Here is a 3,261-nt window from a genome sequence, read left to right on the forward strand (position 1 = left end):
AAGAAACCTAGATGTTGCAGGTTTACAAATTGGAATATATTTAAAAAAATCACAAAGGAACTAAAATCAGCCTTTTCTATAAAAGTAAAATAAAAGCGAACCCAAAAACGGCATGAAAAAACAAACAGCAAACCAAAGATATTTCGCTGGTTTTGAATAAGAACTTTTCACAATTTCTATTGTACTAATAATAAGAATTACAACGAATAGAATCAGAAAGATGTAATAATAGACTTGAGTGCTCATCGTGAATTGTGTCTTCTCTTTTTTTGTTTAAAAATAGAGGGATTGAGAAGCTCATTTTTTATCCAACTATTTTAAGGTTTTTATGGGCAATGTTTTTATTTTCGTTTATTTGTACTCCTCAAAATGGAGGTTTTCGTGTTAATGCGTTATGGTACTTGTAAGGAATTTTATATGCTTTAATCCTCCCTTACTTCCCTTTTATTCAAGTTGATGAGGTTATTTGGTTTGAATTTTAATCTCTTTTATGCATTCAACAAAATTTATTCCATAATTAAGAGATGGTGAATGGGGAATCTATAAAATGGATTTGAATAAAAAACGAACTTACATTAAATTGGAAGCATTTTTGCAGTGAGTTCTTTTATATGAACTCCTAAAATATAAAATCATGTGGAAAGAAACCGATGGAAAACTGCAGCAAACTTTCAAGTTTAAAGATTTTTCCGAAGCATTTGCTTTCATGACAAGAGTTGCCTTGGTTGCAGAAAGTCAGCAACATCATCCCGAGTGGTTCAACGCATACAACAAAGTGACAATCAGTTTGTGTACGCACGACGCAGGAGATATTATTACCGAAAAAGATTACAAGCTAGCTCAAGCGATTGATAAAATAATCGCTTAAATTCCTAAGATCACTTAGTTGAAAGACCAACTATGGTTGCTTGTAGATTGGATAATTAATCGATTTTCTCCACGAAATAATTTTTGGAGTGAGAAATACCGTTTTTAAAAAAAATCTGTATTTTACTGAAAACCTGCTTAGATTTCATTCTTACAAATATTTGATTCGCTCTAAATAAAAAGCAATTTACTACCTAATTTGGTATTTTAAGATTGTGCCATATTCGCTAATATTAGACACTTTATTATTTTATTTTTCGCTGTAAATCAGAAATTTAGAATCTGCAATATCGTCACATTATTAGTATTATCAATTTTATATATTTCAAAATAAACTTGGCTTCAAATACAAAACATTGTAACTTCGTAGGAGTTTTCTTAAAAAAATTAGCCAAGTTTAAAATAAATAAAAAAAATATTTTCAAATGTAATCTAAAATATCATTTGAATTTAACGTAAGATCATCTATTAACTTAAAAAAAACAAAAAAATGAAAACGCTAAAAAACCTGGCCTTATCTGGAACAATGCTTTTGTCTGGATTATTGTTTACTACTAATATTTCTGCACAGGAACAAAAAGCACCTCAGCTTACCGATCCAGAAATTGCCTCTGTTGCGGTAACTGCAAATCAAATTGATGTTGAGTATGCTGAAATGGCATTGAAAAAATCGAATAACAAGACCGTTAAAAACTTTGCTACTACAATGAAAAATGATCACAATGCTGTGATTAAAATGGCTGTAGATCTCGTTACAAAATTGAAAGTAACTCCAAAAACGAATGCAGTTACAAAATCTTTATTAGATGGAGCAGCTAAAGAAAAAGCAATTTTAAATGCAAAAAGCGGGAAAGCTTTTGATAAAGCGTACGTGGATAATGAAGTAGCTTATCATGAATCTACTATTAAAGCAGTTGAAAGCATCTTGATTCCACAATCTAAAAATGCAGAACTTAAAGCTTTACTTGTAAAAGCAGTGCCTATTTTCAAAACGCACCTTGAGCATGCAAAAATGATTCAAAAAGAACTTAAATAATAGAAAAATGATTTCGCTAAAGAACTTTTTTAGAACAGGATTCTCTGCAATTGCAATAGCTTGTTTATTAAACATAACAAGTTGTAATTCGGGATCTAAAGACACGATACCTACGGAAAATGACAATTCTAGTCCGGTAACAAGCAATACAACCTCTACTTCAGATGCAGCTACCACACAAAAAGTTGATTCTGCAACGACTATAAAAACCGACGCAACACATTCGAACTCAAATGCAGCAGCTCAGGTGGTAACTATAGAAAACATGAAATTTAATCCTGCAACAATTACCGTGAAAAAAGGAGATCAAGTAACATTCATCAACAAAGATGTTGTAGCACATAATGCAGCAGAAGTAAATAAAGCGTGGATCTCACCAATGTTACAGCCAGGGCAATCCTGGACTTTTACTCCCGAGAAGACTTCGGATTATTATTGCACCGTGCATGTGGTGATGAAAGGTAAAATTATTGTACAATAAGATTTACTCTACTTTATATCGCTTGAAAATCCAGAACGGGTTCATTGAGCAATATGTAATTTTTAAACAGTTTCTTCAAATCCGAAGATTATACTTAAAAAAAATCATCAATTGAAAAGACTCAATATTCTACAACATTCCGTAATTTCTGAAGCTTAAATTTACAATTCTCAGATTTTATAGCAAAAACCAACTTTCCTGAAAGTTGGTTTTTAATTGTATTGAAGTTTAATGATGGAATTAAAAAAGCAATCAGAATTTAAAAATAATCTCAAATTAGTATTTAGCTGGTTTTTCCGATTAATTCAGGAAATAAGTAGATAGAAAATTAACGATTCTGTTCATATCCTGTCGCATCGAAAAAACCAACAGATATTTCAACTGAAAAAGAAGAGGTTCTAAACCGTTGGAGAGTTTTAGAAATTCACGCTCCGGAATAATGCCATAACATTTTCCTTGATGCATAATATTAAGCGCCCGATCTCCCAAAGAAATAGTGATACTTCCTAATTTCTTATAAAAAGTATGTTCGCTGATTTTCACGAAACCATCTTCTAACATTTCAGAAGTCAGTTTATTAAAGAGTTTTTGTCCTTCAGGAGATAAATTCATGATGCAATTTTGAACCCTGTAAAATTAGCAAAAATGAAAAGAATTAAATCTTAAAAATACATTAAAATTAGCCCCAAAATTCCCAAAGGTAAAATGTAGAATTCCAAAACCTCATCTTCAAAAAAACCGGATCATTTTTCATTTTAAATAACGAAAATAAAAAAAAACCTTCTCAGAAATCCCATAACCTCTTTATTCCCAATGTGTTTTTAAATTTTAATTAAATTTTAATGCTTGAAAAAAATATCATTTTTAATACTTATTT

The 3,261-nt window shown here is 30.6% G+C and carries 5 protein-coding genes; 3 read left to right on the plus strand and 2 right to left on the minus strand.

What is annotated here, in order from left to right; translation table 11 throughout:
• Positions 1–66 precede the first annotated feature (66 nt).
• Positions 67–246: a PLDc N-terminal domain-containing protein gene (locus WBY99_RS09395; protein ID WP_423976072.1), complete on the minus strand. Its 180-nt coding sequence runs from the start codon at positions 244–246 to the stop codon at positions 67–69.
• A gap of 388 nt (positions 247–634) precedes the next feature.
• On the opposite strand from WBY99_RS09395, the gene WBY99_RS09400 reads away from it, so the two are divergent.
• The 3 genes from WBY99_RS09400 (at position 635) to WBY99_RS09410 (ending at position 2,384) form a co-directional block, all read left to right on the plus strand.
• Entirely contained in the window at positions 635–868 is a 234-nt protein-coding gene (locus WBY99_RS09400) for a 4a-hydroxytetrahydrobiopterin dehydratase (RefSeq protein ID WP_423976073.1), read from the plus strand.
• Positions 869–1,357: 489 nt separating this feature from the next.
• The gene (locus WBY99_RS09405) at positions 1,358–1,903 is read left to right on the plus strand and encodes a DUF4142 domain-containing protein (RefSeq protein ID WP_423976074.1); all 546 of its coding nucleotides are present in this window, start codon (positions 1,358–1,360) and stop codon (positions 1,901–1,903) included.
• A gap of 7 nt (positions 1,904–1,910) precedes the next feature.
• A complete protein-coding gene (locus WBY99_RS09410) occupies positions 1,911–2,384 on the plus strand; it encodes a plastocyanin/azurin family copper-binding protein (protein ID WP_423976075.1) in 474 nt (157 codons plus the stop codon).
• A gap of 300 nt (positions 2,385–2,684) precedes the next feature.
• Here the strand turns inward: WBY99_RS09410 and WBY99_RS09415 are convergent, their stop codons facing one another.
• Positions 2,685–2,996: a hypothetical protein gene (locus tag WBY99_RS09415; RefSeq protein ID WP_423976076.1), complete on the minus strand. Its 312-nt coding sequence runs from the start codon at positions 2,994–2,996 to the stop codon at positions 2,685–2,687.
• Positions 2,997–3,261: the final 265 nt, after the last annotated feature.

It is taken from the genome of Kaistella sp. (assembly GCF_049588135.1).
Lineage (GTDB): Bacteria > Bacteroidota > Bacteroidia > Flavobacteriales > Weeksellaceae > Kaistella.

What these genes read in the sequence shown, in the direction of transcription:
- WBY99_RS09415 (WP_423976076.1), bottom strand. Translation starts at nt 2,996, where the DNA reads ATGAATTTATCTCCTGAAGGACAAAAACTCTTTAATAAACTGACTTCT.
- WBY99_RS09400 (WP_423976073.1), top strand. Translation starts at nt 635, where the DNA reads ATGTGGAAAGAAACCGATGGAAAACTGCAGCAAACTTTCAAGTTTAAA.
- WBY99_RS09410 (WP_423976075.1), top strand. Translation starts at nt 1,911, where the DNA reads ATGATTTCGCTAAAGAACTTTTTTAGAACAGGATTCTCTGCAATTGCA.
- WBY99_RS09395 (WP_423976072.1), bottom strand. Translation starts at nt 246, where the DNA reads ATGAGCACTCAAGTCTATTATTACATCTTTCTGATTCTATTCGTTGTA.
- WBY99_RS09405 (WP_423976074.1), top strand. Translation starts at nt 1,358, where the DNA reads ATGAAAACGCTAAAAAACCTGGCCTTATCTGGAACAATGCTTTTGTCT.